Raw genomic sequence first — 22,758 nt, 5'->3', positions numbered from 1 at the left:
AACTTGTCAGGAAGCTGTGAATCGGATCCGGCCAGCTGAAGCCGTCGCAGGGGCAGTTCAGCCGTGCGCCTGCTCGGCCAGGTCGAGCCGGCCCCGGTGCAGGTCTTCGGAACGCCGGCGCAGCACGATGGCGGCCAGCATCGCCCCGAAGCTGGTGCCCGCGGCCAGGCCGACCGCCACATAGGTGGAGCCGAGCAGCAGCCAGGTGGCGGTGGTCGGGTCCTCGTCGGTGATCGCGAAGACGCCGCGGTAGAGCATCATGCCCGGCATCAGCGAGGCGATCGACGTCGTGGTCAGGGCCACCAGGGGGATGTGGACCCAATGCACCAGCAGGCGCGTGACGAAGCCCAGCACCAGCGCGGCGATCCCGACGCGCGCCGGGTGCGAGGAGGTGATCCACGCCGCGCCCAGGTAGCTGGCCCACAGCACGATGCCGAGCACGGTGGCGGTGGCCAGGGCTCGGGCGCGCATCACGCAGCGCACCCCGAAGGCCAGCGCGATCAGGCCGGCCGAGGCGAGCTGCAGCACATGGTCCGGCGTCTGGCTCGCACCGGGCTCCAGCTGGGCCGCCACACCAAAGCTGCGCCCCAGCCACAGGGTGGCGACCAGGCCCATCACGATGCCGCCGGTGGTGGAGACCACCTCCAGGATCCGGGCCGCCGCCCCCAGGAAGTTGCCGTCGATCACGTCGCCCGCGGCGGCGACGGTCCCCATGCCTGCCAGCAGTGAGACCATGCCGGCCGCGATCACCAGCGACAGGTTGAGCGTCGGCATCGTGAACGGGGCCCACTGCTGCAGCACCAGCGCCAGCAGCGCCAGGGTGGTGGGAATGGAGGCGCACACGGCGGTGGTGAAGAAGGACCCCATCGTCCAGCGGTCCAGCCAGCGACGCACCTCGTCGACCAGCATCGTCGAAACCGCCGTCACCACCATGTCGACGGGTCCGCCGCCAAGCAGCACCACGATCGCCGCCCCAAGCAGGGCCGCGGCCGCCAGACGGAACCAGCGCGGGTACTCGAAGGGGCTGGCGGTGATGTGGTTGAGACGCGCCTTGGCCGTCTCCAGGTCCAGGCCGTCGTCCTTTTCGACATCGCTGACCAGGTTCTCGACGCGCTCCAACCGGTCGTAGTCGGTCTGGTCCGGGGTGACGGCCCGCATCATCGTGATCGGGGTGGTGGCGGCGGTGGGCTCGTAGCTGATCAGGATCCGCGAATAGGTGACATCGAGCTGGACCGGAAGCCCGAAAGCCCCGGCGGCGCGACGCACCAGCGTCTCGGTGCGTGCCGCGCTGGCACCGGCCCTCAGGGCCAGGTCGCCGATGTGGCTGGCGAAGTCGGTGATGGTGCGGGCACGTTCGACCTCGATTCCGTCGTCGGCGGCCAGCTCCATCTCCTGCTCGGCCGTCTCGACGGCATTTGATGCCGGGCCGGGCACGCGCCGGCGGTGCTGCTGGGACATGGCTCTCCTGGTACTGCGTCGTGGGGTGCTCCTGCTGGGGAACCGACACAGCTTGTCACCTGCAGGCAGACCCACGGACCATCCCGCGCGGCGACCCTTGCCAGCGCCCCGCCGAGGAGCTGACGCTCACGAAGACCTCATTGCGCTACGGCCGGAAACACCATGCTGGCTGGTGCGGCGGCGCCGCACCGCCGAGCCGTCGCCATTGGCGCGGATGGGGCGGCTCACTGTTCCCTTGGTGACATAGCGCAGCACCGTGTTGGCCAGGGAAGCGCCGAAGCTGGTCCCGATGGCCAGCCCGGCACCGGTCATCAGGCACTTGAGCAGCAGCACCTGCGCGCTGTTCGCGGGGTCGGGGATCGCACCCCCGCCCGGCATCTCGCTGACCATGGCGAAGATGCCCCGGTAGAGCAGCAGGCCCGGCATCAGTGGTGCGACGCCGGTGCTGATCAGGGCGACCATCGGGATGCGCAGGGGAGTGGTCAGCAGCCGGGCCAGCGCCCCGATCACGAGGGCGGCCAGCGTGGAGCGGGCAGGGGTGGACGTGGTGGCCACCACCGAGGTCATGTAGGCCAGTTGGGCGACCAGGCCAATGCCCATCGCGGCCAGGGTGGAACGCGGCCCCATGTTGCACAGCACGCCGAAGGCGGCACTGATCAGACCGGCCGAGACCAGCTGCGCCGCGCTGCCAGCGGTGAAGCCCCCGATCGGGGCCAGGTAGCTCGGCACCCCCAGCCACAGGCCCAGGGACAGGGTGGCCAGCAGGCCGAGCACGATGCCCGAGGTGAGCACCACCACCTCCACCAGGCGGCTGCCCGCACTCATGTAGTAGGCGTCGATGGCGTCACCGGCGGTGGTGACGATGCCCAGCCCGGCCAGCAACGGCACCATCCCGGCGGCCACCACCAGGCCGGGGCTGGCCTGCTGCAGGGTCTCGGGCAGGTTGGCGCGTCCGGTCATCACCGCCAGCCCGACCAGAGCGGCCACGGAGGCCGCCGCGGCCTGGGTGAAGAAGGTGTTGAGACCGCGCTGGGTCATCGCATTGCGCACGGCCTCGACGCCGAAGGTGGTGAGCATGGCGAGCAGCACGTCGGCCTGGTTGCCACCCAGCAGCATCGCCACGCCACCGCCCATCAGCGCCGCGCAGGCGTGCAGCACCCACAGGCGGTAGCTGCCGGGGTCGTGGCGGATGTGGCGCAGGCGATCGGCGATCACGTCCAGCGCCAGCTCGTCGGGCCCCATCCGGGAAATGAGGTTCTCGACGCGGGTCAGCCGGTCGTAGTCGATGCCGCCCGGGGCGACCATCCGCATCACGGTGATCGGGTCGCTGGCCACCGACGGTTCGTAGCTGACCATGATGCGGGTGTAGGTGATGTCCACCTGTGCGGGAAGGCCGTAGTTCCTGCAGATCGACAGCACCAGGCGCGTCGTGCGGTTGGCCGTCGCGCCGCTGGAGAGCATCATCTCGGCGGCCCGCATGGCCAGGGCGACGATGCTGCGCGCCCGGGCCGACTCGACATCGGTCTCTTCGACCTGCTGCAGCGCCTGCTTCTTGTTGCGGTAGGCGTGGGCCATCGAACGGGACGCCCGTGCCAGACGGGTACTTGCGGGCATGCTCGGGCTCCTGCAGGGACGGCGGTGGGGGGCGCCCCCCATTAGTACCGCCTCCGGCAAGGCCGGGTCGAGCCTGGACACGCGGCTCGCCGGCATGTCTCGACCCGCGGCCCCGGCGCGCTCAGCGCAGGCGGGGCTGGCGTCGCGCCTTGATCCGGTAGGCGACGGCCAGCAGCACGATCCAGACCGGCCCCACCACCAGCACCGCCGGGCGGTAGTCGGGGATGAAGGTCATCAGCACCAGCACTGCCGCCAGCGCCACCAGCACCAGGTAGTTGCTGACGGGGTGCAGCGGCATCCGGAAGGTGAGGCGCTCGGCCATCGGGCCCAGGCGGCGGCGGAACTTCAGCTGGGTGATGACGATCATCGCCCAGTTGAGGATGCCGGCCACCAGCGCCACCGAGATGACGTAGCCGAAGACCTTGCCCGGGAAGAGGTAGTTCAACACCACCGTGAGGGCCGTGACGGCCGAGCTGGCCAGCACCGCCACCCACGGGCTGCCGGCGCGGTTCAGCCGCAGGAAGACACGCGGCGCATTGTCCTGCTGTGCCAGGGAGTAGAGCATCCGGCCATTGGAGTAGAGCCCCGAGTTGTAGGCGCTGACGGCGGCGGTGAGCACCACGACGTTGAGGATGTGGGCGGCACCGGCGATGCCGAGCCGGTCGAAGATTGACACGAAGGGTGAGGTCTGGCCGTCGAGCTGGTTCCACGGGTAGATGGCCAGCATCACGAAGATGGCGCCCACGTAGAACAGCAGGATGCGCCAGACCACCTGGTTGATGGCCTTGGGGATCGAGCGCTGGGGGTCGTGCGCCTCGCCGGCGGTGATGCCGACCAGTTCGACGCCGCCGAAGCTGAACAGCACCACCACCATGGCGGTGGCCAGGCCCCAGGCTCCGTTCGGGAAGAAGCCGCCGTGCTCCCACAGGTTGCCGATGCCGGTGGCATTGCCGCCATTGCCCCAGCCGAAGACGATGATCGCCAGCCCCAGCAGGATCATCGCGACGATCGCGGCGACCTTGATGATCGCGAACCAGAACTCGAACTCTCCGAAGGCCTTGACGCTGATCAGGTTCACCGCCGTCACCAGCGCCAGGAAGACGGCGCTGGAGACCCACAGCGGCACCTGCGGGAGCCAGAAGTTCACGTAGGTGCCCACCACCACCAGCTCGGCCATCGAGACCGCGATGTAGTTGAACCAGTAGTTCCAGCCGGAGAAGAACCCGGCGAAGGGCCCCCAGTTGCGGTAGGCGTAGTGGCTGAAGGCCCCCGAGACGGGCGTGTGCACGCTCATCTCGCCCAGGGCACGCACGATGAGGAAGATCACCGCCCCGCCCAGGAGGTAGGCCAGCAGGATGGCTGGCCCGGCCATCGAGATCGACTGGCTGGAACCGTAGAACAGGCCGGTGCCGATGGCGCCTCCCAGCGCGATCAGCTGGATGTGGCGGTTCTTCAGCGACCGTCGCAGCCCGTCGGGCTCGCCGACCGGGTCGACGTCGGTGCTTCCGGGGCGGGTCGCGGAGCTCATGGGCGCCGAGTGTAGTGCTTGGGGCGGGGAGGCCGACGGTTGTCCACCCGGTGCCGGACCGCGCATCTGGCGGCCAGGCAGGCCATGGAGCGCGCCCAGCCCTGAGGAAGGGATGTCGAATGGAGGGGGTGCTGCCGCCCGGAGGGGGCATTGCGGCCCGCCAAGAACTGGCCGGGCGGCACTAGTGTTGACAAGCAGTCCAACCAGTACAGAAACCGAGGGACACCATGGATGCGCCCGCGCCGATCGACTTCGCGCCCCAGGAGCTCTTCTTCTCCAGCACCGACTCCCGTGGCGTCATCGAGAAGGCCAATGGCGTCTTCGTGCGCCTCTCCCGGCACCCTTGGCAGGAGCTGGTGGGCGCTCCCCACAACGTGATCCGCCACGGCGACATGCCCGGCGCGGCCTTCAAGCTGATGTGGCTGACCCTGCAGGCCCACGAACCCTTCTGTGCCTATGTCGTCAACGCGGCGGCCGACGGCCGTCCCTACATCGTCTTCGCCACCATCACCCCGCTGGGCGACGGCTACCTGAGCGTGCGCTCCCGGCCGATGGCGCTCGAGCTGCGCGACACCGCCTTCTCCCTCTACGCCCAAACCCGCGCCATGGAGCGCGAGCTGCTGCAGCAGGGAATGTCCGGTCCGGCCGTCGCCACCAGAGGGCTGGAGGAGCTCTCCCGCCTGCTGGGCGAGGCGGGACTGACCAGCTATACCGATTTCATCCTCGCCGCATTGCCCGCCGAGATGGCCGCGCGCGCCGAGGTGGTGGGCCCGGTGCCCACCCGCGAGGGCGACGGGCCGCTGCACGACCTGTTGGCCAAGGTCGTCGCGATCGACCACCAGCTGAGCGACTGGACCCTGCAGATGGAGCGTCTGGCCGAGCTGACCTCGTCGCTTCAGGCCGGCGCCGAGGGACTGCGCGCCCTCACCGCTGCCTCCAGTGCCACCGCCGAGCAGGTGGGTGCGGCGGCCGGTGACGGTGCGGCCCCGATCATGCTGGCGGTCAACGTCTGGGCATCGATGATGCCCGAGGTGGAGCAGGCGATCGGCGAACTGCTGGCCAGCCTGGCCGAGCTGGCCGACAGCTCCGCCCGCACCCGTTTCCACATCGCCCTGGCCCGTCTGCACAATGACGCCACCGCCCAGTTCGTCGTCGAGCTCATCGACGGCGCCGGGCAGGAGGCCCGGGGCAGCGGCACCGACGCGATCAGCGACCTCGCGCGCGCCCTCGACGAGGGAATGGCACACACCGCCGAGCAGGGCCGCCGCAATGCCGAGCTGGCCGCATCGGTGGCCACCCAGATCGATGCCGTGCGTGACCTGATGCTGGTGCCGCAGGGACTCCTGGGCAACTGGCAGCAGATGGCCTCCGAGCGTAGCGACGACCAGGCCGGCGCGCTGGTGCCGGTGATGGCGGGCCAGATCGAGGACGGCGACCGCAGCTCGGCCCTGCTGCAGGACCTGGCAGCGCAGTGCCGCGAGCAGGCCGTCCCGCTGGACGTCTCGGGCATCGAGACGGAGCTGGTGGAGGTGCGCCGACTGGTGCGCAGCATCGACGTCGCCCCCGCCGCGCCATCGCGACGCGCGTCCCGGGCGATGCCCATCGAGGACGACGAGGACGACGCCCCCGTGGAGATGTCGCGCCGTGCCTCGCGCGCCATGTCGGCCGGCGACGATGACGAGGACGGCCCGGCCGTGCCGTCGGGCCCCCGCCGCGGCGCCTGAGCCCGGCGGCACACGACCTGGTGGAAGGGACGAGGCGCGCAGGTGGCAAGCAGCCCCCAGCGCCTCGAGCCCCGACCGGAAGGTCTCCGCTCAGGAGCGGGTGAGCGCTTCTGGCACCAGCAGCGGCCCGTCAGGCGAGACCTCCACCTGGTGCACGGTGCTCCCGACGCCCACCGCGACGGTGTCGTCGTCGATCCAGCGCACCGATTTCACCGGACCGTCCAGGACGGCCAAGGTCCAGTAGCGCGAGGACAGGCCACCCTCCTGCTGCAGGCGCAGCACGTGCTTGACGTGCCCGTGACGGCTGGAGGTGACCACCTGCACCACCAGCTGGCGGGTGGGCGAGGGATAGCTGCCGTGGGTCTCGATGGCGCCCAGCGGGCCCCCGTGGAATGCGAGTGCCGCCATCAGGGTCAGGCCGACGACCGCGGCGGCGGCACCTTCCACGTAGCGCTCCCGGCGAGACAGCAGCCCCGTGACGGCGGCGGTGGCGGCCAGCAGCAGGAATCGGCCCGGAGACGGGAGCCCCTGGGCGGCGACGAATCCCTCGTGGCCGGCCAGCAGGGCGGAGACGCCGGCCATCAGGACACACGCCAGCGCCACGCCGGCGCAGGTGCGCAGGGCGGTGGCGGGGTACCCGTGTTCGGTGGGCCGTGGCTGGTCCATGACGTCAGCGTGGCAGCCGCGCCCCTTGCCAGTCTCAGGTCGGACGGTCGGCAGAATTGTGTGGCGGGGGCGGTCCTTTGCCTTGTCCCGCGGGATTGGGCCGGATCTGGCGAGGGAGGTGCGCGAGGGTGAACCCTAAGCTCGCGCACAGCTGCCCGGCGGAGCAGGATGGGGGCATGCAGGACGAGACGCAGCGCCGCCGCAGGATCATCGAGGCCCTCCACCATGGGGTGGTGCCCGCCATCGGGTGCACCGAGCCGGTCAGCCTCGCGCTGGCCGCCGCCCGCGCCGCCCGGCTGGTGGGCGGGGTGGTGGAGCAGGTGGAGGTGAGGGCCTCGGCCAACCTGGTGAAGAACGCGATGGCGGTCACCGTCCCCGGCACCGACCTGCCCGGGCCCGCCATCGCGGCCGCCCTGGGGGCTGTCTGCGGCGGCCCGGAGGCAGGGCTGGAGGTGCTGGGGCGAGTGGCTTCCGGTGACGTGGAGCAGGCCCGTGCGCTCGTCGGCGCGGGCCGGGTGGACGTGCAGCTGGCCGACGGTGACGAGCTGCTGCGCGCCGAGGTGACGGTGCATGCCGGGGGCCGCTCGGCACGGGTGTGCATCGCCGGCGGGCACACGCAGGTGGTGCAGACGATGGCGGGCGACACCGTCGGGATGGTCTGCGACGGCGCCTCGCCGGGCTGTGCGCTGAAGGTCTCCTCGGCGGTCTCGTCGGCCCATGGCGCGGTGGTGCTCGGCCTGCAGGGGCAGCGGCCCGCGGGCACCTGCGGGCTGGTCTTCGACCGGGTGGAGGACACGATCGAGGGCCTGGGACGGATGGCAGGGTAGGGAATGGCGGCGACCGACCGCGAGATCCTGCAGATCATGATGGGCAAGCCGGGCCCAGCCTGACGGCTGGCTGAACCAGGCCAGATCTGCTGTGTCCCCTGATGACCTGACAGGCCTGGCCCGGCATCGGGGCCCTTTCGGGTCATTTGTCCCCGCAACGGGTGACACTTGCGTCCCCTGGGCTGAAGCGGGCCTGAATCGGCGCCATTTCGGGTCGTGGGCCGTGGAATCTCTTCAGTTGTGGTCACTTGTCCATGCGAGGCATCATTGTCACATTGCAGGGCGCCGATCGGGGGATCAGGGCCCAGTGGAGGGAAGCTTCGGGGGAAGCGACCCACCAGTTCGGGGAACTGGAAGCAGTACCGGCGCAGGTTTCGGGGGAAGCCACGCGCCAGTCGATTCGGGGAATCGACATGGCCCGCAGTATTCGGGGGAATCAGCGGGTGGCAGGAACACCAGGGACCGGACGACTCGGGTCGTCCGGTCCCGGTTCATGTCCGGCACCGTCCTCGCTGCCCGTGCGTGCCGGGTGTGGTGCGTGAGACGATTGGTCATCGCACCCCGCCCCCAGGAGGCCCGATGGCACCGGCCCACAGTGTCCACGACCCCGCGCCCACACTGCTGTGGCTGCGAGACGACCTGCGCACCGGGGACCACGAGGCACTGGTGGCGGCCTGCGCCGACGGTGGCCCGGTCGTGGCCTTGTGGATCCGCGAGGACTGCGGACCGGGCCCCGGTGGCGAACCGGTGGGCCCGCGTCCGGCGGGTTCCGCTGTGCGCTGGTGGACACACCGCAGCCTGGAGGCACTGATCCGCCAGCTCGGGGCACTCGGCATCCCGTTGGTCTTCTCCCGGGGTGATGCCCGCATGATCGTCCCTGCGGTCGCGCACCAACTGGGTGCGGTGACCGTTCGCTGGCAGCGACGCCATGCGCCCGCAGCCCGGGCGCTGGACTCGGAGGTGAAGGCGAGCCTGCTCGACAGTGGTCTGGAGGCCCACAGCCACCCCGGGGCCCTGCTCGTCGAGCCGTGGACGCTCACCACCCGCGCCGGTGAGCCCTATGGGGTCTTCAGCCCATTCCACCGGGCCGCGGCCGACATCGCCGTGGGCATCCCGCTGCCCGCCCCGGGCCCAGTCTCCACTCCTGCAACATCGCTGGTCCCGGCCCTGGAGGCCCTGCGACGTGACGGGATGCTGTGCGAGCTCGACGCTCTCGACCTGCTGGACCGGCAGCCTGACTGGTGGGCCGGGACCGTGGAGCGGCACTGGATCCCGGGGGAGCCCTCGGCCATCAGACGCCTCGACGACGTCGAGCAGTGGTTGTCCGGCTACCGCACCTCGCGGGACCGCCCCGGAGATCCCGAGGCCACCAGCCGCTTGTCCCCGCACCTGCGCGCAGGAGAGCTGTCTCCCCGTCAGCTGCTGCACGCGGCCCGCACCGTCCAGGACGAGGGCCGGGTGGGGGCTGCGGACGCCACGGCATGGATACGGCAGCTCTACTGGCGGGAGTTCTGCTGGCACCTTGCCTTCCACCGCCCTGACGTGTCCACCGTGCCGATGCGGCCGGACTTCGCCCACTTCCCCTACCAGCGCGATGATGGCCTGGTACGGGCCTGGCGTGAAGGCAGCACCGGCATCAGCCTCGTCGACGCCGGTATGAAGCAGTTGTGGCAGACCGGATGGATGCACAATCGGGTGCGGATGGTGGTCGCGTCACTGTTCACCAAGAACCTGCTGCAGCCTTGGCAGGACGGTGAGCAGTGGTTCTGGGACACTCTGGTGGACGCCGACGAGGCCAACAATCCCGTCTCCTGGCAGTGGGTGGCCGGCTGCGGTGCCGACGCCGCGCCCTATTTCCGTGTCTTCAACCCCGAGCTGCAGCGCGAACGCTTCGATCCCGAGGCCCGCTACACCAGCCACTGGCTGCCCCAGGGTGCGCCTCGACCCCAGGTGCCCGTGGTGGACCTGAAGGAGTCGCGCGCCGAGGCACTGGCCGCATACCAACAGATGCGCGGAGGCGGCAAGCAGGCCCAGCGGGCCGGTCAGCCAGTGCTGCCCACCGCCGGTGCGAGGGGCCAGGCGTGACCCGCACTGCCTTGGTGGCCAGCTCCCCGATCGTTGCCCACACCCTGAATGCCACACCCGTGGTGCGGGCGCTGGTCGGGGTCGGGGTGCGGGTGGTCTGGTACGTCGCGCCTTCGTTGGCTGCGCACGCCCGACGCTTCACCGACGATGTGGTCGTGATGAACGACGGCGTGGCGGGCCTTTCAGCCCACGATCCAGAGTCACGGGGAGTGGTGGGATCACTGGCAGGGGTGCGGCGGCTCTACCGTGACGCACTGGTGGCGCCCGTCGACGACCAGCTGCCCGCGCTGCGGGAGCTGGCCGTCGGGCACGACGCGGACATGGTGGTCTCCGACACGCTCATGCTGGCGGCAGGACTGGTCGCCGAGACCCTGGAACTGCCGTGGGCCACGATCGGCGACGGCCCTCTGCAGTGGCCACACCCCGACGTGCCCCCCTTCGGCACCGGCCTGCCGCTGATGCCGGGCCCTGCCGGCCGACACCGCAACCTTCTCCCAGGCCCTGGCTGATCTCAACCGCGTCCGGCACAGGCTCGGGCTGTGGCCGTCCGCCGACCTGCTCACCGCCGGCGTCTCCCGCCAGCTGCACCTCCAGGGCTGTGTGCCGTCCTTCGAACACCCCCGCACGCCATGGCCAGAGCACGTCCACTTCGTCGGCGCGCTGGGCCCCGGGCCGGGTGCCGCTGCCCCAGTGCCCGAGCGGCTGCGCCGCCACCGACGAAGCAACCAGCTCGCCCTCATCAGCCAGGGGACCCGGCGCGACGACCCCCGCGAGCTCGTCGACCCAGCCGTCGACGTGCTGCTCGCCGAGGGCTTCGACGTGCTCGTTGCCGGGGTGGCGCCCGGCAGGGTGCAGCATCCCCGCATCCATCCCATGGCCCGGGTGGACTACCACGACGCGATGGCCGAGGCGGATCTGTTCGTCACCAATGGCGGCTACCCCGGCGTCACCCTGGCACTGGCCACCGGCACCCCCGTGGTGCAGTGTGGTTCCACCGAGGAGAAGGCCGACATCGGCAGGCGCCTGGTTGCCACGGGAGCCGGTGAGTCCCTACCCCTGGTCAGGCCACCCCGCTGGTTGCTGCGTCGGGCCGTGCGACGCTGCCTGGCCGACCCGCAGCGTCGTCGGGCCCGGTTGCGCATCGCTGAGGAGTTCTCCGCCTACCCGACCGACAGGTTGCTCGCCGGACACCTGCTGGCACTGCTGGAGGGGAACTGTGATGACTGAGACCGCCCTGCACCTGGAGGGGGTCGGCAAACGCCCCCATGACGGGACCGTGATCCTCCACGATGTCACCCTCGCCCTGGACGCCGGGCAGATGGTGGCGCTGATGGGCGGCAACGGGGCCGGAAAGTCCACCCTGCTCGACGTGGTCTGTGGCTTGACCACCCCCACCAGCGGCCGAGTGGCTGTCCACGGCCACCCACCACGGGCGGCCATCCGCGCCGGATGGATCGGCAGCATGGTGCAGGGCGGTAGCCTGTTGCCGGAACTGACCGTGGCCGAGACCATCCGCACCATCGCCGCGCTCCATCGCGTGCCCCACCCCCGTCTGGACGAGGGCCTCCTGTCGTTGGCTGACCGACGTGTCGGTGCCCTGTCGGGCGGTGAACGCCAGCACGTCAAATGGGCACTGGCGACCGTGGGCAATCCCCGGTTGCTGGTGCTGGAGAGCCCACCGCCGGCATGGACTGGCACAGCCGGCTGCGCTTCTGGAGGCAGGTGCGCAGCCACCGTGACCGCGGCGCCACCGTGCTCTATGCCACCCACTACGCCGACGAGGTCGACGGCACCGCCGACCTGGTGGCCCAGCTGGAGGCGGGGCGGCTGGTCTCGCTCGCCAGCCCCGCCCAGATCCGCGCAGCCGGCAACCAGGAGGTGGGTGGGGCCGGGCTGTTCACCGGGCTGTCGGCCCTGGCCGGACACAGCACATGTGGCCGGGAGCCAGCCGGCACCGAAGGCCACCCGAGATGAGGCGTGCCCTGCTGCAGCTCGAGCTGCTGAGACTGTCGCGCGACCCGGTGGGCCTGCTCGTGGTCATTGCCCTGCCCGTGGTCTTCTACCTGGGCTTCGCCCTGGGTGTGCCGGCCCCGGGCGCTGATCGAGCGCTGGTGCCGGCCAGCCTGATGGTGGGCATGGCCTCCTACGGAGCTGCCACCGCTGCCTCCTCCCTGGCAGGCCAGGCCGCCGTCGACCGGGTGCAGGGATGGGGGCGTCAGCTCGCACTCACTCCGCTGCGGGACGTGGACCACATCGCGGTCAAGGGTGCCGTCGCGGCGGGGGCGGGGCTCCTGCCCACCGCCGTGGTCTACCTGGCCGGTGCGCTCACCGGGGTGCGGATGTCGCCGTCGGCATGGCTGCTCAGTGGCGCGCTGGTGGTCCTGGGAGCCTGGCCGTGGGCCCTGTACGGGATGACCGTCGGGCTCATGGGACGCACCCAGTCGGCCACGGCCACCGCTTCGGCAGGGCTGGTGCTGTTCGCCTTCGTCGGTGACGTCTTCCTGCCCCTGGCCGGACCGCTGCAGCAACTGGGCCGGGTGAGCCCGATGTACGGCTCTGTGCAGCTCGCACGCTTTCCCGTCGACGGGGGACAGCCCCTGTTCGACGGCCAGCTCGCCGATCCCTGGTGGCAGTCCGTGCTGGTGGCCGGGGCCTGGGGTGCTGTCTTTGCCCTGCTTGCCCTGCGGCAGGTGTCGCGCTCGCGGGAGCGCGGCTAGGTTCCTGCCGCGTCGGTGGCGGGCGCGCATGGTCCGGCTCTGCCGGCCTCGATGATCATCTGGGCCAGCTGGTCAGCACCCCCTGCCTCGGCAGCGATCACGGGAGCCAGCTGGGATGCGGTGTGGCTGACGGGCTCTTGCAGCGCGCGGTGCAGACAGGCTGCCAAGGCATGGCAGGAGAGGCGCCAGCGGGGCGGGGCGGCGATCCCGGCACCCAGCTCGGCCACCCGTCGGGCATGCCAGGCCTGGTCGCCCAGATGGGGCACGACCACGGCCGGGGTGCCCGAGGCCAGTGCCGTCAGGGTGGTGCCGGCCCCGCCGTGGTGCACGACGGCTGCCACACGTCGCAGCAGCTGACGGTGGTCGGCGCCCGGCGCATTCCACGTCATATCGTCGAGTCGGCCGGGTGGCAGCAGCGGGGTCTGCAACACCAGTGGACGCCCCACTCGGCGCGCGACGCGCCGAAAGAGCTCCAGGTCTGCCTGGAGGTCCGGTGACGGGCAGGACCCGAAGCCCATCAGCACCGCATCAGGATGGTCGTCCAGGAAGCCTTCCAGGCCTGCGTCCAGGGGCTGTGTGGTGGCGGGTCCGGTGTCGATCCAGCCCGCATCGGCGGCGCCGGCCGACAGTGTCGCGCTGGTGGCACACACCAGGTCTTCGCCGAGGTCACGATGACGGGCCGGGCGGCCACCACCGGGCCCGAGTCGGCTGCGCATTGCCCGGTCGGGCCCGGCACCCAGGCCCGAGGTGAGGCGCCACATCACCGTCGAGATGATCCAGGCCGTCGCCCGTGGTCCGATCGGCGGCGCCAGGACAGCCTGGTCGGCACTGGTCGAGGGACGCAACGGTGCCATCAGCACCGTCACCACCGCACTGCCGCGCGCCGCCGCCAGACGGCGCACCATCCGACGTGACGCTGTGCCGGCCACGAGCACCTCACAGCCCTCGGAGGCCTCGATCACGGTATCCGCCAGGGCAGCTGCACTCGTGCCCAGGTGGCGTCGCATCATCAGGTACATGAAGCCGGGCTGGGCCAGCGCAGCACGGCGCAGCCACGAGTTCTCGGGCCACAGGGCCTGGGATGACCCGGGGGCTGTGGGGTGCACCACCACGCCGGTGCCCTCGGCGAGATGGGCATAGTCGGCGAGGACGACCAGGTGCACCTGGTGCCCGGCAGCCACCAGTCGCGTGCCGATGGCGACGAAAGGGGCCACGTCGCCACGGGAACCCAGGGCGACCAGGCAGCACCTCACCTGGCTGCCCCGATGCTCGGCCTGCTCATGCGCGGCCGCGCACCAGGTGCAGGATGTCTCGTTGCCAGCCGTCCACGGTGCGCGAGGCGACATCGTGGAAGCCAGCCGCCGAGAACCGCCCCGTGAGCTCGCCGACACCGCAGAAGTCCTCGACGGAGCGGTGCAGGTAGCGGTAGAGCTCGCGCTCTTGGCCGACCAGGGCGGCCAAGGGTTCGATCACCAGTCGGTTGACGCGTGCCCAGCGGCGGGTGGCAGCGGGTGAGTCGCGTACCGAGTAGTCCTCGGCGACCAGGTACGCCCCCGGGCGCAGGGCGCGACGAATCCCGGCCACGGTGGCATCGAGATCGTCAACATTGCGCAGCAGGTAGCAGGCCAGCGCGCCGTCGCCGGGGGGAAGGCCCAGCTCGTCCAAGGACTCCCCGCGACCCTGGACGAAGACCACCCCCTCAGGCCACCGCTTGGCCCGGGCCCGGCCGAGCATCCCCTGCGAAGCGTCCACGCCGATGATGCGCGGCGTGAGGCCACGGCGCCGGGCGGCCCGCAGCAGTTCCCGGGTGCTCAGGCCCGACCCGCAACCCAGGTCGAACAGGGTGGGCACCGGGTCGGTCACCTCGGCCACGACGGCCTCGGCCGCCCGTCGCAGGTGGCGACGGTATCCCGGGTTCAGGGCCACCATCAGGTCATAGCGGGCCGAGGCCCTGTCGAAGCCACTGGAGAGGCTGAGGGTGGTGTCGTCCATGGGATTCCCGTCGTGAGCAGGGTGCCACCACCGGGTGGCTGGTGCGTGCTGTGCGTGCGCCGTCCCCGCGTCAGCGGGCGCCGAGCCGACGCGCCACCTCGGCCGCGGCCGCCCGGCCGGAAGCGATCGCCCCGTCGATGGAGGCATTGCCGAACTGGTCACCACACAGTACGGCCTCCCCCTGGAAGCCGATGCGGTCCTGGGCGAACTGCCCAGGTGCGACGGTCGGCAGGCTGTGGGGGATGTGGTGTACGGCCAGGGTGCGCCAGGCCTCGGTGCCGATGCCGTAGATGTGGCTGGCGTGGGCGCGCACCGCCTGTTCGTCCACCTCGCCGTCGGCCAGGGTGAGCGCCGCCACCAGGTGCTGCCCGGCGGGGGCGTGGTCGGGCGCCGCATGGCTGACCACCGAGGTGGTGACGATCGGCCCGGACTGCTCGCCGTCGACGTGGATCGCCCCGCTCGGGCTGGGGGCCTGCTCAGTGGCGAACCACCACGTCGTTGTGGGATGGGTGCTCGGGCGGCCCTGTCCGGCGAGATCGGCGGTGGGGACCGGCCCTGCGGCCAGCACCACGGCCCGGCCGGTGAGGTTGCCATGGGGGGTCTTGACATGCCCGTCATCGGTGTCGATGCCGGTCACCGGATGGTCCAGGCGGACGTCGAGGCCCTCCGCCAGCGCCTCCCCCAGCCGGCGCATGCCACCCGTCGGCAGACCGGGGGTGCCCAGCAGGAACATCGATGCGAGCCAGGCGGTGAAGCGGGCCGAGGTGGAGCCGTCGTCCTCGCACAGGACCCCCGCCAGGAAGGGATCGACGACCTTGTGGCGCAGCGGTCCGGTGAATCCGGCCGCGTCGAAGGCATCGCCCCGGCGACGGTCGGCTCCCACCAGGCGGGTGGCGACGCGGGCCAGGGCCACGTCGCGTGCACCCACCAGGCCGGTGCGCAGGTCGCCCGGCAGCGAGGCGGGATGGCGCGTCGGGTCGGTGAGCTCGTCCAGGCGCCCGGCGTGGCGCACCCGTACCGACCGCGGGAAGGATTGCAGTCCCAGCTGGCCCACCACGCCCGTGGCGCGCAGGTGCGGATAGGCAGGGTTGAGCACCTGGAAGCCGCGTTCCACCACGAAGCCGTCCACCTCGTCGCTAGTGGCGCGACCACCGACCCGTCCCTGGGACTCCAGTACCACCGGGCGCAGGTCGTGCTCGCGCAAGGCCCGGGCGCAGGCGAGTCCGGCCAAGCCAGCTCCCACCACGATCACGTCATGGTCGGTCATGGGTGTCCTCCGGGGATCGGTGGGGCGGGGTCGTCGTGGGATGGGGCCTCAGAGCTCGACGGTGTCGTGCTCCCCGGCGCCGGGCCTGCCCCCGACCACGGCCGCCTTGAGCATGCTGAAGACCGTCACCGGCGCCGAGGCGGAATCCCAGTAGCTGGCCGTCTCGGGCACCACCGCCAGCACCACGTTCTCAGGATCCTCCGGGCCGGTCTCGGTGTAGGCGCTGGTGGCGGTGCTCCACAGCTGCTTCTTCAGTTCGACGTCGTCACGCAGCTCGCCGGTGCCGGTGATCGAAACGAAGGTTCCATCGTCCACAAAGGCCAGGTTCACCGGCTGGCCGTCGGACTGCTGGGCCACGTCGGTGCCGCGCTGCGTGATGAACAGGATCGCCAGGTCGTCCTCGATGCGCTGCGGTGTCATGGGCCGACTGACGATCTGGCCGGCGTCATTGGTCGAGAGCATCGCGAAGCGAATGTCCTTGATCAGCTCGTGCACCTTCTGCTGGTCGGTCTGCTCGGCCATGTCATCTCCTCGTGTCGTGAGCGGGGTGGAGTGAGCGGGGTGGAGGGGGCGCGCCACGGGGCGCCGGGTCACAGCTTCCATTCCACCAGTCGGCGAGCTTCCATGGGGCAAACTTTTCCCATGGCTGAATCAGCATCTCGCCGGCCCGTCGAAACCACCCCCGACGGGCGCCACATCGTCGTGGACGGCCGCAGGTGGCGCGCGAGCGACCCCGCCATCCCGGAGTCCCTGCGGGCGGAGCTGGTGGCGGAGTTGATGCGGGCCCGCCGCGAGGTGCGCACCCGCGGCGATGCGGTGCGGCCCTGCGTCCAGGATGCCAAGGTAGCGCTGGGGGAGCGCGGCGACCCGTGGTGGGAGCCGACGCCCGAGGGCACCAGGGTGCGGCTCGCGGCGACGATGCGCACGCTGCTGCGGTACCGTGCGGGCAGCACCATCTGTCCCAGTGACGCTGCCCGCGTCGCCGGGGGCGAGGGGTGGCGCGAACTGATGGACATGGCCCGCGAAGTGGCCGAAGAGCTCGCCGCCGCCGGTGAGCTCGTGGTTCAGCAGAAGGGCGTGGAAGTGGAGCTGGCCGACGTCCGGGGGCCGATCCGGCTGGCACCGGGGCCGTCGCTGGGCCGGTGAGTAGCGCAGTCGACGAGGTGTCGGGATCTCACACCCACTGGTACCGATCGCGTTGACCCCGGGGTTCCAGTTGCGCCGGCATCGATCATCGTCCATGGTGGGCCGATGACCGACCCTGACCGCGGCTTCCTCGCCGTGCTGAGCGTCCCCGCTGGCCACCCCTATGTGGCCAACAGCATCGCAGTGCCCGGTGAGGTGGACGACGGTCTGCTGGTGCTGCCGGACGTGCTGCCTCCTGACCGGCCGGGAGGCCAGTGGTGGCCGCCGGTGGCCCTGGACCCCGCCACCCTTGAGCGATGGCTCGAGCAGGGCTGGGGCGAGCACGCGCAATCCATCGACCTGGTCCACGTCCACTTCGGCTTCGAAGGGGTCGACCCGGCTGACCTGCAAGCGTGCGCGCAGCTGCTGCGGGACCATGGGGTGCCGCTGGTGCTCACCGTCCACGACCTGCGCAATCCGCACCTGGCCGACGACGACGGTTATGCCGCCCGGCTGGACCTGCTGGTGGGGGCGGCCGATGCGCTGATCACCCTGACCGGGGCTGCCGCCGACCAGATCCAGCAGCGCTGGGGGCGTCCTGCCACCGTCATCGCCCACCCTCACGTGGCGCCGCTGCGCCGCATCGTCGAGTCCGGCCCGCGCCGGGCAGGAGATGCGTTGCGGGTGCTGCTGCCCCTGAAGTCCCTGCGGGCCAACACCCTCACCGCCGGCCAGGTGCATCAGGTCGTCGAGGTGGTGCGCGCATCCGGGTGTGAGCTGGAGGTGAGCATCCACCCCGAAGCACTGGACCCCGCCTTCCTGCGTCATGATCCGCAGCTGGCCGAGCTGTTGGTGCGGCTTGGGCAGGGCGACGAATCCGGTGCGGGCAGCGCGCAGGTGAGGGTCCACCAACGCCTGGACGACGAGGCCTTCCTCGACGAGCTGCAGGCCCCCGACCTGGTGATCCTGCCCTACCGCTTTGGCACCCACTCCGGGGTGTTGGAGGCCTGCCGTGACGTGCACACCGTGGCCTTGGTGCCCGAGGTGGGCTGTTATGAATCGCAGGCGCCCTCGATCACCTACCAGCCGCACGACATCGCCGGCACGCTGCCCGCGGCCCTCGCCGCCATGCGGGGGCAGTGTGGCACCACGGCCCCGCCGGGCTGGTTCGTCGACCGGCAGGGCCGTCACGAGCAGGCCTTGCAGGTGCGCCGAGCCCACCGCCGGGTCTACGCCGCCCTCACGGCGGGAGCATCGGCATGAGCGGCGGTACGGCCCCGGGGCTGGCCGTCGTCATCATCGCCCACGGCCGGTACCAGCACCTGCGCCGGACCCTGCGCTCGCTGGCACAGGGTCGACGGCTGCCAGAGCAGGTGGTGGTGGTGGCGATGGCCGATCCCGGGATCGGGGCGCTGGTCGGCGAACTGGACCTGCCGGGGCTGGAGGTCCGGGTGGTGGAGCTGGACTGTGATCCCTACCGGCTGGCCCTGGCGGCGGCCCGCAATCTCGGTGCCCGCACCGCCGCCGCGTCGACCTTGGTCTTCCTCGATGTCGACTGCCTGGCCGGCCCCAGCCTGGTCGGCGACTATGAGGGGGCCGTGGATCGGCTGGCCAGCACGTCGCCCGAGCGGCCCTTCGTGGTTGGCGGCCCGGTCACCTATCTGCCACAGGACTGGCAGCAGCGTTGTGCCGGGCAGGGCGGTGACGAGCTCAGCACCCTGCGGCAGCCGCATGGGGCCAGGCCGGACCCGCAGCCGGGGCAGCTGCAGCCGGAGGACCGGCTGGAGCTGTTCTGGTCACTGTCCTTCGCCGTCCGGGCCGAGGACTTCTGGCGCATCGGTGGCTTCGACGAGGCCTATCTGGGCTATGGCGGGGAGGACACCGACTTCGCCAAGCGTCTGGAGCGTGCCGGGGGTCGGTTGTGGTGGGTCGGTGGGGCCGACGCCTTCCACCAGTACCATCCCGTCTCCACCCCGCCTGTGGAACACCTCGACGACATTGTGCGCAATGTGGCCCTCTTCCAGGACCGCTGGGGAGGGCCGTGCATGAACGGCTGGCTGGCCGCCTTCGCCGAGCTGGGTCTGGTGGAGCACCACGGCGACGGCCAGTGGCGGCGCAGGCCCGCCGAGGCGCTGGCCGGCCAGGTGCTGCACGTGGTGCCCGGCCCCCAGGACCACGGCATCACCCGCCATGCCCTGCACCTGTTGCGCCAGGGCGAGGCGCCGGTGCTGCGACTGCCGTCGGCGGCAGCCACATCCCCCGAACAGCTGGCGCACACCATCATCGGCTGCGCCGCCAGGCGTGGTGTCCACCTGCACCTCAATGACCAGCTGATGGGACAGAACACGGTGCAGGTGGTGCAGCGTGTGGCCGAGGTCCTGACGGCGAGCCTCACCCTGCACGACCTCCCCGATCTCCGGGAGGGCGCCGCGCGCTACGAACGGCGGGCCCTCGCCTGCACCGACCTGTGGCGGGCCAGCAGCGGTGTGGTGGTGGCCTCCCGGCACGAACGTGGACTGCTGGAGGAGGCGGCACGGCAGGTGGGCGCGCAGCCCGGGCAGCTGCCGCCCGTGAGGGTGATGCCGCTGCCCCTCGACGCCGCGTCGGCTCCCGCATCCCCTGGGCTGCCGGGCGGCACCGGCGCGTCTGGTGCCGGAGAGCGGGCGCTTGGGCTGGAGCCCGTTGTGGCGGTGCTCGGCTATCTCTACCCCGGCAAGGGCCATGAGCAGGCGATCCGGCTGGCTGCGGCCGTGGGCATGCGGGCCGTGGTGGCCCTGGGCACCACCTCGGCAGGCCATGAGCAGCTGGCCGACGACCTGGCCCGGCAGGCCTTCGAGGCCGGCATCGGCTGGGAGATGACGGGCTTCCTGGACGACCAGGAACTGATGGCACGAGCCCGTCGGGTGGCCCTCCCGCTGGCCTGGCATGCCCACGCCTCCGCCTCCGGCTCGATCGGGACATGGCTGGAGGCGGGCCGTCGCCCCCTGGTGGCCGACGGAGGCTGGGCCCGCGAACTGGCCGAGCGCTGCCCCGGCACGCTCACCCTGGTGCGCGACGAGGCCGAGTTGGTGCAGGCGGCACGGCGCGTGCTGGCCGGTGAGTCGTCCAGCTTCCTGGCACTGGGCACGCGCCTGGAACCTTCGGCGGCGCAGGCCTGGCAGTCCACCGCGGAGGCGATCGAGTTCTTCCACCAGCCCTCCCAGACGGCAAGGGGACGTCATGGATGCTGAGCACCCCTCAACCACGCCAGACGTGACGGCGAGCGTGGTCGTGCCCTATTACCAGGACCAACAGGGCCTGAACCTGCTGCTGGCCGCCCTGGAATTGCAGAGCGTGCCGGTGGCCGAGATGGTCGTCGCCGACGACGGGTCTGCCATCGCGCCGTTCATCGGGCAGAGGCCCTTCCCGGTTCGGGTGGTGCGCCAGCAGGACGAGGGTTTCCGGGCCGCGGCCGCACGCAACCTGGGTGCGAGGGAGGCCAGCGGAGAATACCTGGTCTTCCTCGACGGCGACATGATCCCCGAACCTGACTACCTGGGCGCGCTGCTGCAGGCGATGCTCGAAGTGCCGGAGGAGACCTTGGTGGTGGGGCGACGCCGTCACGCAGACCTCGACGGCTGGGATGCCGGGCAGGTTCGCACCTGGCTCAGTGGCGGCGGGCCCTCACCCCGGCCGCTGGGAGATCCCCAGTGGCTGACCGACGGCTACCGGGGCAGCGACGACCTGCGCCGCGCCGACGACCGTTCCTACCGTTTCGTCATCTCTGCGGTGATGGCCGTGCCACGCCAGCGCTTCCTGGAGCTGGGCGGCTTCGTCGAGTTCAGCGGCTATGGGGGTGAGGACTGGGAGTTCGCCCATCGGTGGCGCCATCATGGCGGGCGGCTGCGCCATGCCCCGGGGGCCGTCGCCTGGCAGGACGGCACGGATTTCTCCGGCCGACACGACGCCGAGCAGCGCCGCCGGATCAAGGATCACGAGACGCTGCGGCTGGCACCCCTGCTGCCCGTGCCCGGGGCCCGGGACCCCCGTCTGCTGTGGCGGGTGCCCTTGGTGGCGGTGCTGGCCGACGTGTCTGGGCTGACCACCGCCCAGGCCCTGGACTTCCTGGCCTCGCTGGTGGACGGCAGTGATGCCGCGGTGTGGGTGGAGGGCCTGCCGGAATCGGTGCATGCCCAGCTGTCCGATCCGCGCATTCGCCGCGCCGGCGACGGGGACCCGTGGCAGAGCACCTGGCTGGTGCAGGTGCACCGTTCAGGGGCACTCAGCGGCGCGACGCTGACCGAGGTTGTCACCGATGCCTTCGATGATGCGCCCTCTGGGGTCACGAAGCTGCCAGATCTGGTGGTCCGGGCTGCTGCTGGAGACCCGGCGGTGACGCTTGGCGTGCGGCACGTCCCCACTGGCGCCTGCCGCCACCTGATCCTTGCGCCGGGGCTGTGGGCGGATCTGCCGGAGCCCACCAGGACCCTGGAGGAACACTGGTCCAGGGGTGTGTGATCCCGTCACCATGGATCCACCCTTGGGAGAGGTGGGAAGGGGGGGCGGTGGGCAGCGGCGGAGCACTATCGTCGATCCGTGCCCTTGCAAATTTCTTCGCCACCGCCGCGCCACCGTCGGCGCATCGTCGTGTTGGCGTCGTGGCGTTACCCGATCGCGGAACCCTTCGCCGGTGGGGTGGAGTCTCATCTGTGGTCGCTCAGCCGTGCGCTGACCGATCGGGGCCACGACGTGACGCTCGTTGCCCGCGCCGGCAGTGACCCAGCGGTGGCGACCCGTCGGTTGGAGTTCGAGGAACTATGGGCGCCTTCCGATGCGGCCCGACGGGACGTGTCGATGCCCGAGGAGCAGGTGCTGCGGGAACACCACGCCTACCTCAGCGCCGTGGCCGAGATCGACCATCTGGACGTGGATGTGGTGCACAGCCACGCCTACCATCATCTGCCGATGACCCTCGGGGGCCGTGGCGTGACGCCGTGGCTGACCACCCTGCACACACCCCCCACCCCGTGGCTGGAATCGGCGCTGGCCGCCAGACGCCAGGGCCAGATGCACTTCGCTGCCGTGAGTGCCTTCTCCGCCGGCTTGTGGAGCCGCCTGCCCAGCCCGGCAGCCGTGGTGCCCAATGGGGTGGACCCTGAGGTGTGGCCGCTGGGCCCGGGCGGGGAGGACCTGGTCTGGACTGGCCGCATCACCCCGGAAAAGGCACCCCATCTGGCGATCGGGGCCGCCCGGCGGGCGGGCTGCACCCTGGTACTGGCCGGCCCGGTGAGCGACCAGGCCTATTTCGACCAGGCCATCCGCCCCCAGCTGGATTTCCGCATCCGCTACGAAGGCCACCTGCGCCAGCCGGAGCTCGCCCGGCTCGTTGGAGGCAGCGCCGCCGCCCTGGTGACCCCGGTGTGGGAGGAGCCCTTCGGTCAGGTGGCGGCGGAGGCGCTGATGTGTGGCACCCCGGTGGCCGCCCTGGCGCACGGCGGGCTGCCCCAGGTGCTGGGTCGGCACGGGGCGGCGCACCTGGCAGCCCCGATTCCCTCGGCACCCACCCGGCACGCCCTGGCGGCGGGGCTGGACCGGCTGGCCGCAGCGCTGGAGTCGGCGGTGGCCAGCGACCGTCTGCAGATCCGCCAGGATGCGATGAAGCGGCTGGGCATTGCCGCGATGGTCTCCGGTTACGAGACGCTCTACGACCGGATGGTCGCCGCCGGCCAGGGGCGTTCCGCTGGCCCGACCCGGCAGTCCTGACGTCTTGGCCATG

The 22,758-nt window shown here is 71.3% G+C and carries 19 protein-coding genes and 2 pseudogenes; 13 read left to right on the top strand and 8 right to left on the bottom strand.

What is annotated here, in order from left to right:
• Positions 1 to 57: 57 nt before the first annotated feature.
• The 3 genes from ACYVKA_RS08835 to ACYVKA_RS08825 form a co-directional block, all read right to left on the bottom strand.
• Entirely contained in the window at positions 58 to 1,458 is a 1,401-nt protein-coding gene (locus ACYVKA_RS08835; protein WP_460704679.1) for a threonine/serine exporter family protein, read from the bottom strand.
• Positions 1,459 to 1,584: 126 nt separating this feature from the next.
• Complete coding sequence (locus tag ACYVKA_RS08830) at positions 1,585 to 3,072, bottom strand: threonine/serine exporter family protein (RefSeq protein ID WP_460704677.1); 1,488 nt, start codon at positions 3,070 to 3,072, stop codon at positions 1,585 to 1,587.
• 121 nt (positions 3,073 to 3,193) lie between these two features.
• Complete coding sequence (locus tag ACYVKA_RS08825; RefSeq protein ID WP_460704675.1) at positions 3,194 to 4,600, bottom strand: amino acid permease; 1,407 nt, start codon at positions 4,598 to 4,600, stop codon at positions 3,194 to 3,196.
• 227 nt (positions 4,601 to 4,827) lie between these two features.
• Here ACYVKA_RS08825 and ACYVKA_RS08820 point away from each other — a divergent pair.
• Positions 4,828 to 5,152, top strand: a pseudogene (locus ACYVKA_RS08820) (aerotaxis receptor Aer); the annotation flags it as partial.
• Positions 5,153 to 6,414: 1,262 nt separating this feature from the next.
• Here ACYVKA_RS08820 and ACYVKA_RS08815 read toward each other — a convergent pair.
• A complete protein-coding gene (locus ACYVKA_RS08815; RefSeq protein ID WP_460704673.1) occupies positions 6,415 to 6,990 on the bottom strand; it encodes a hypothetical protein in 576 nt (191 codons plus the stop codon).
• Between the two features lie 176 nt (positions 6,991 to 7,166).
• Here ACYVKA_RS08815 and ACYVKA_RS08810 point away from each other — a divergent pair, with 176 nt between their 5' ends.
• From ACYVKA_RS08810 to ACYVKA_RS08780, 7 genes and pseudogenes are all read left to right on the top strand, one after another.
• A complete protein-coding gene (locus ACYVKA_RS08810) occupies positions 7,167 to 7,817 on the top strand; it encodes an L-serine ammonia-lyase, iron-sulfur-dependent, subunit alpha (protein ID WP_460704671.1) in 651 nt (216 codons plus the stop codon).
• Positions 7,818 to 8,396: 579 nt separating this feature from the next.
• Positions 8,397 to 9,902, top strand: a complete 1,506-nt coding sequence (locus tag ACYVKA_RS08805) for a cryptochrome/photolyase family protein (RefSeq protein ID WP_460704669.1) — start codon at positions 8,397 to 8,399, stop codon at positions 9,900 to 9,902.
• On the top strand, positions 9,899 to 10,411 hold the full coding sequence (locus tag ACYVKA_RS08800) for a hypothetical protein (protein ID WP_460704667.1): 513 nt from the start codon (positions 9,899 to 9,901) through the stop codon (positions 10,409 to 10,411). The genes ACYVKA_RS08805 and ACYVKA_RS08800 overlap by 4 nt, the downstream gene beginning before the upstream one ends.
• A gap of 91 nt (positions 10,412 to 10,502) precedes the next feature.
• On the top strand, positions 10,503 to 11,129 hold the full coding sequence (locus ACYVKA_RS08795) for a glycosyltransferase (RefSeq protein WP_460704665.1): 627 nt from the start codon (positions 10,503 to 10,505) through the stop codon (positions 11,127 to 11,129).
• Positions 11,122 to 11,565 (top strand): annotated as a pseudogene (locus ACYVKA_RS08790) (ATP-binding cassette domain-containing protein); the annotation flags it as partial. The gene ACYVKA_RS08795 and the pseudogene ACYVKA_RS08790, both read left to right, overlap by 8 nt.
• Before the next feature lie 23 nt (positions 11,566 to 11,588).
• Positions 11,589 to 11,876, top strand: coding sequence for a hypothetical protein (locus tag ACYVKA_RS08785; RefSeq protein WP_460704917.1), 288 nt, complete (start codon positions 11,589 to 11,591; stop codon positions 11,874 to 11,876).
• Positions 11,873 to 12,619, top strand: a complete 747-nt coding sequence (locus ACYVKA_RS08780) for an ABC transporter permease (protein WP_460704663.1) — start codon at positions 11,873 to 11,875, stop codon at positions 12,617 to 12,619. Before ACYVKA_RS08785 ends, ACYVKA_RS08780 begins: the two co-directional genes overlap by 4 nt.
• Here the strand turns inward: ACYVKA_RS08780 and ACYVKA_RS08775 are convergent.
• The 4 genes from ACYVKA_RS08775 to ACYVKA_RS08760 all read right to left on the bottom strand — a co-directional run bounded on the left by ACYVKA_RS08775 (position 12,616) and on the right by ACYVKA_RS08760 (position 16,400).
• Positions 12,616 to 13,833 (bottom strand): glycosyltransferase, encoded by a 1,218-nt coding sequence (locus ACYVKA_RS08775; protein ID WP_460704661.1) that lies wholly within the window; start codon positions 13,831 to 13,833, stop codon positions 12,616 to 12,618. The genes ACYVKA_RS08780 and ACYVKA_RS08775 overlap by 4 nt on opposite strands.
• Positions 13,834 to 13,897: 64 nt before the next feature.
• Complete coding sequence (locus tag ACYVKA_RS08770) at positions 13,898 to 14,611, bottom strand: class I SAM-dependent DNA methyltransferase (protein WP_460704659.1); 714 nt, start codon at positions 14,609 to 14,611, stop codon at positions 13,898 to 13,900.
• Positions 14,612 to 14,681: 70 nt separating this feature from the next.
• Positions 14,682 to 15,878 carry an FAD-dependent oxidoreductase gene (locus ACYVKA_RS08765; protein ID WP_460704657.1) on the bottom strand — a complete coding sequence of 399 codons (1,197 nt, stop codon included), beginning with the start codon at positions 15,876 to 15,878 and terminating at the stop codon, positions 14,682 to 14,684.
• 48 nt (positions 15,879 to 15,926) lie between these two features.
• Positions 15,927 to 16,400 carry a pyridoxamine 5'-phosphate oxidase family protein gene (locus ACYVKA_RS08760; RefSeq protein WP_460704655.1) on the bottom strand — a complete coding sequence of 158 codons (474 nt, stop codon included), beginning with the start codon at positions 16,398 to 16,400 and terminating at the stop codon, positions 15,927 to 15,929.
• A 120-nt stretch (positions 16,401 to 16,520) separates the two neighbouring features.
• On the opposite strand from ACYVKA_RS08760, the gene ACYVKA_RS08755 reads away from it, so the two are divergent.
• The 5 genes from ACYVKA_RS08755 to ACYVKA_RS08735 all read left to right on the top strand — a co-directional run bounded on the left by ACYVKA_RS08755 (position 16,521) and on the right by ACYVKA_RS08735 (position 22,745).
• Positions 16,521 to 17,024, top strand: coding sequence for a DUF3253 domain-containing protein (locus ACYVKA_RS08755; RefSeq protein ID WP_460704653.1), 504 nt, complete (start codon positions 16,521 to 16,523; stop codon positions 17,022 to 17,024).
• 105 nt (positions 17,025 to 17,129) lie between these two features.
• The gene (locus ACYVKA_RS08750; RefSeq protein WP_460704651.1) at positions 17,130 to 18,266 is read left to right on the top strand and encodes a glycosyltransferase; all 1,137 of its coding nucleotides are present in this window, start codon (positions 17,130 to 17,132) and stop codon (positions 18,264 to 18,266) included.
• Complete coding sequence (locus ACYVKA_RS08745; RefSeq protein ID WP_460704649.1) at positions 18,263 to 20,233, top strand: glycosyltransferase; 1,971 nt, start codon at positions 18,263 to 18,265, stop codon at positions 20,231 to 20,233. Before ACYVKA_RS08750 ends, ACYVKA_RS08745 begins: the two co-directional genes overlap by 4 nt.
• A complete protein-coding gene (locus ACYVKA_RS08740) occupies positions 20,223 to 21,500 on the top strand; it encodes a glycosyltransferase (RefSeq protein ID WP_460704647.1) in 1,278 nt (425 codons plus the stop codon). Before ACYVKA_RS08745 ends, ACYVKA_RS08740 begins: the two co-directional genes overlap by 11 nt.
• A gap of 78 nt (positions 21,501 to 21,578) precedes the next feature.
• The gene (locus ACYVKA_RS08735) at positions 21,579 to 22,745 is read left to right on the top strand and encodes a glycosyltransferase (protein WP_460704645.1); all 1,167 of its coding nucleotides are present in this window, start codon (positions 21,579 to 21,581) and stop codon (positions 22,743 to 22,745) included.
• Positions 22,746 to 22,758: the final 13 nt, after the last annotated feature.

Source organism: Luteococcus sediminum (genome assembly GCF_054783495.1).
Note: the sequence above shows the minus strand (reverse complement) of the source record. Positions and strands in the feature narration are given on the sequence as shown.